The following is a 3,300-nucleotide window of genomic DNA, read 5'->3' as shown; positions in this document are numbered from 1 at the left end:
ATGTTCGATCTTGACGCTGATATTTGTACTGTTGAGCAGCATTTGGAGTATGTCGCGCCTGGGCTCGTGTCGAGTAAAGGTATTCGTATTCCTGGTGTATGGAATGCATGGGAAGCAGGGGTTAGAGCGATTTTAGGCCAGCAGGTGTCGGTTAAAGCGGCGATTGGTCAACTTAACTTATTGGTGGCCACACTTAGTGGAGAGTCAGAAAAACGTTTTTTCCCGACTCCCAGTGATATTGCAAACGCCGACGTGAGCTTTTTGCGCATGCCGCAAAGCCGTAAAGAGACGCTAGTGCGCTTCGCCCAGTTTATGCAGGACAACTCAGAAGCTGACCCCCAGCAGTGGCTAACTTTGAAAGGCATTGGACCTTGGACCGTCAGTTATGCTCAACTGCGAGGGCAATCTCAACCCGATTGCTTTTTAGATAAAGACTTAGTGGTGAAAAAGGCGATGCAGCGTTACCCATCACTGAATACGCACACTGCGGCCCCTTGGGGAAGCTACGCGACGTTTCACTTATGGAATCAATCATGAAAACATTTTATACCGAAATGCCGAGTCCACTAGGAACGGTGACTATCCAATCGAACGCTGAGGGCTTACTTGGCATTTGGTTTGAAACATGCACCACTAAGCCGAGTGAGCTGGGAGTGCGAGACGAGCAGCATCCGGTCTTGCGCCAAGCTGTCACCCAACTGGATGAATACTTTGCTGGTCTGCGCAACGAATTCGATTTGCCCCTTGCAGCGACAGGCACTGATTTTCAAAATCAAGTTTGGCAGGCACTAACGACCATTCCATATGGGGAAACGTGGAGCTATCAAGATCTCGCGAATGCGATAGGTAACCCTAAAGCTGTGCGTGCTGTTGGGTTAGCAAACGGGAAGAATCCGATTTCTATCGTGGTGCCTTGTCATCGCGTTATTGGCAAAAGCGGAAAACTGACTGGGTATGCAGGTGGAGTGGAGCGCAAGCAACGTTTGCTCGCGTTGGAGCAAGGTACACCGCTTTAAGTGAGGCGATTCTCGTATTGGGATTAAGCGTGCTACACAGGGGTAACGATAGTGTAGAGTTTCATAATCGTTATACGAATAGAAGAAGGACAATAAGGACATGCCTTTCAAAACGGATTTTGATGCCTTCATGAGTGAGTGTTGGCAGCATCACGAGGAAAATCCCGAACAAGTTTATGCTCAGCTAGAAACGGCTCTGAGCGAGGTGGAAGACGTTACCCAAATCGAGCGAATATTCGCATTGATGCTGCATACCGCTATTGGGCATCTCCAGTGCCCAGAACAGTTTCTTACTTGTTTAGAGCACTTTGATGAACGCAAGGTTGCCGAGAGTTTTGCATTTCAACGCAGTATTGCCGTTGCGCGCTATTTCGTAGATGGCACTGACAATATGGAATTATTGGAAGAGCAAGAACAACGCCGAGTTTACGCTTTGATTTCGAATGAACTTTCTGCACTTGTTCAGCTTGAACTGGCGAGTCAATGGTTGGTGAAGGCAGCGTTAGGAACGACGCCGAACGATGCAGAAGGGCCATTAGCGCGCGCTATCGCGATCACTGCGAACAACTTAGCATGTCAGTACGAAGCGCTGGCTGAGCGCACGTGCATGGAAAAATCGAAGATGTTAGAAGCAGCGACACTCGCGCTAGACTATTGGAAAGTGGCAGGGGGTTGGATGCAAGAAGAGCGCGCAGAGTATCGCTTAGCGATGAGCTTGCTTAAAGCGGATAAACCGCAAGAAGCCAAAGTGCATGCTGAGCGCTGTGAGGCTATTTGTCAGCAAAATGGTAGCGACGCGTTTGAGCTGTTCCACGCACATGACTTGTTGATGCAAGTACACTTCCATCTTAGTCAGAAATATAAAGCTAAATTGGATGAAGAGATGCAGCAGCACTGCAAAACGAGCTCGTTGACGTGATCTTAGCGTTGAATGAAAAAAGCCCCGAGTGACTGGCTGGGGGCTTTAGGGTTGTTGACTATGCAGCGATGATTATGCTGCTTGCGCTTTTGCTTGGTATCGTCCTGGTTTATGGTTCATCGCCAAAATCAAGTTCGTTGCGATGGCACCTAGAACAGATAGAGCGATAAGGTGCACATCTACAATGAACAGTGACATCACCACGATGGCACAATCTAACGCCATTTGAACTTTACCCGCTCGAACTCCAAAACGTTCCTGAAGGTACAACGCTAGAATGTTAAAGCCACCCAAACTCATTTTGTGACGGAAAATTACCAACATACCGATTCCAATCAGCCCACCACCCAAAAGTGCCGCATAGAAAGGTTCGATTCGTGAAATCTCAATCACATGATGCAGATGATCGACCGCAAAAGAGACAATCGAAACCGCAATAAAGGTATTGATAGTGAAGCGCCAACCCATGCGCATCACAGATAAAATATAAAAAGGGAGGTTAAGAGCGAAAAATATCTGACCAAAACTGAAGTCACTCACTTTGGTTAGGAAGATCGCCAAGCCAGCCGTACCGCCAGTGAGCAATCCTACTTTGCTAAAAAATATCACTCCAAGTGACACTAACGCACTGCCGAGCGTCAGAGCCAAGAGGTTCTCTCTTAGGCTATGATCTTTGTCCATAAATTAATTTCCTTGGTTTAAAAAACGCGCCGGAGATAACACGTCTCACGGACGCGATAGACAGTCGCCAAAATAGCAACTAACAAATCGGCAAATAAAATGTCGCGAAAAGTGATGGATGTCGAGTTTTTGGACGAGATTATGATGATATTAACCTGTTTAACATAATGTACACAGATAGAAAAACAACAAGGAAAAGTTATGATTAAGAAAGTTGGCAACACCCAAATCAACACATTACATCGACTGAGTTGTCACTGTGGAAAAGTTGAGTTGGAACTGGCGTTACCCAATGGTATTGAGAAACCGAGACGGTGTGACTGTTCTATGTGTCGACGTCGTGGCGCGATTGTCGCATCTGTACCTTTGAACGGTATTCGTATTGTGCAAGGCGAAGACGTCTTGAAGCAGTATCAATTTAATACACACACTGCGAAGCACTTTTTCTGTGGCGAGTGCGGTATTTATACGCACCATCAGCGTCGTTCTGACCCGAGTGAGTATGGCTATAATGTCGGCTGCTTAGAGGGCGTCAACCCATATGAGTTGGGAGCGATTGAAGTGATGGATGGCGTTAACCATCCATCCGACCGCTAGGTTGTGTTGCAAGTTAAGTACCTGATTGTCGGTGCTTTTAAGTAAATAAACCGCTATTCATCCACAAGTGTACCGCAATACTGGCGG

At 47.0% G+C, this 3,300-nt stretch carries 5 protein-coding genes; 4 read left to right on the top strand and 1 reads right to left on the bottom strand.

Features of this window, described 5'->3' with window-relative positions:
- The 3 genes from IQR33_RS17425 to IQR33_RS17415 all read left to right on the top strand — a co-directional run.
- On the top strand, positions 1 to 537 hold a 537-nt coding region (locus IQR33_RS17425; RefSeq protein ID WP_193843884.1), incomplete at its 5' end, for a DNA-3-methyladenine glycosylase family protein.
- Positions 534 to 1,016 (top strand): methylated-DNA--[protein]-cysteine S-methyltransferase, encoded by a 483-nt coding sequence (locus IQR33_RS17420; protein ID WP_005374431.1) that lies wholly within the window; start codon positions 534 to 536, stop codon positions 1,014 to 1,016. The genes IQR33_RS17425 and IQR33_RS17420, both read left to right, overlap by 4 nt.
- A gap of 100 nt (positions 1,017 to 1,116) precedes the next feature.
- Positions 1,117 to 1,935, top strand: coding sequence for a hypothetical protein (locus IQR33_RS17415; RefSeq protein ID WP_053350106.1), 819 nt, complete (start codon positions 1,117 to 1,119; stop codon positions 1,933 to 1,935).
- A gap of 72 nt (positions 1,936 to 2,007) precedes the next feature.
- Here the strand turns inward: IQR33_RS17415 and IQR33_RS17410 are convergent, their stop codons facing one another.
- Positions 2,008 to 2,616, bottom strand: coding sequence for a YitT family protein (locus tag IQR33_RS17410; RefSeq protein WP_005374427.1), 609 nt, complete (start codon positions 2,614 to 2,616; stop codon positions 2,008 to 2,010).
- Positions 2,617 to 2,817: 201 nt separating this feature from the next.
- Here IQR33_RS17410 and IQR33_RS17405 point away from each other — a divergent pair, with 201 nt between their 5' ends.
- On the top strand, positions 2,818 to 3,213 hold the full coding sequence (locus IQR33_RS17405; RefSeq protein ID WP_017821038.1) for a GFA family protein: 396 nt from the start codon (positions 2,818 to 2,820) through the stop codon (positions 3,211 to 3,213).
- The last annotated feature ends 87 nt before the right edge of the window (positions 3,214 to 3,300 follow it).

The organism is Vibrio sp. OPT46 (assembly GCF_015163535.1).
In the GTDB taxonomy this organism is placed as follows: Bacteria; Pseudomonadota; Gammaproteobacteria; order Enterobacterales; family Vibrionaceae; genus Vibrio; species Vibrio alginolyticus.
This window is presented reverse-complemented; position numbering and strand designations above follow the sequence as displayed.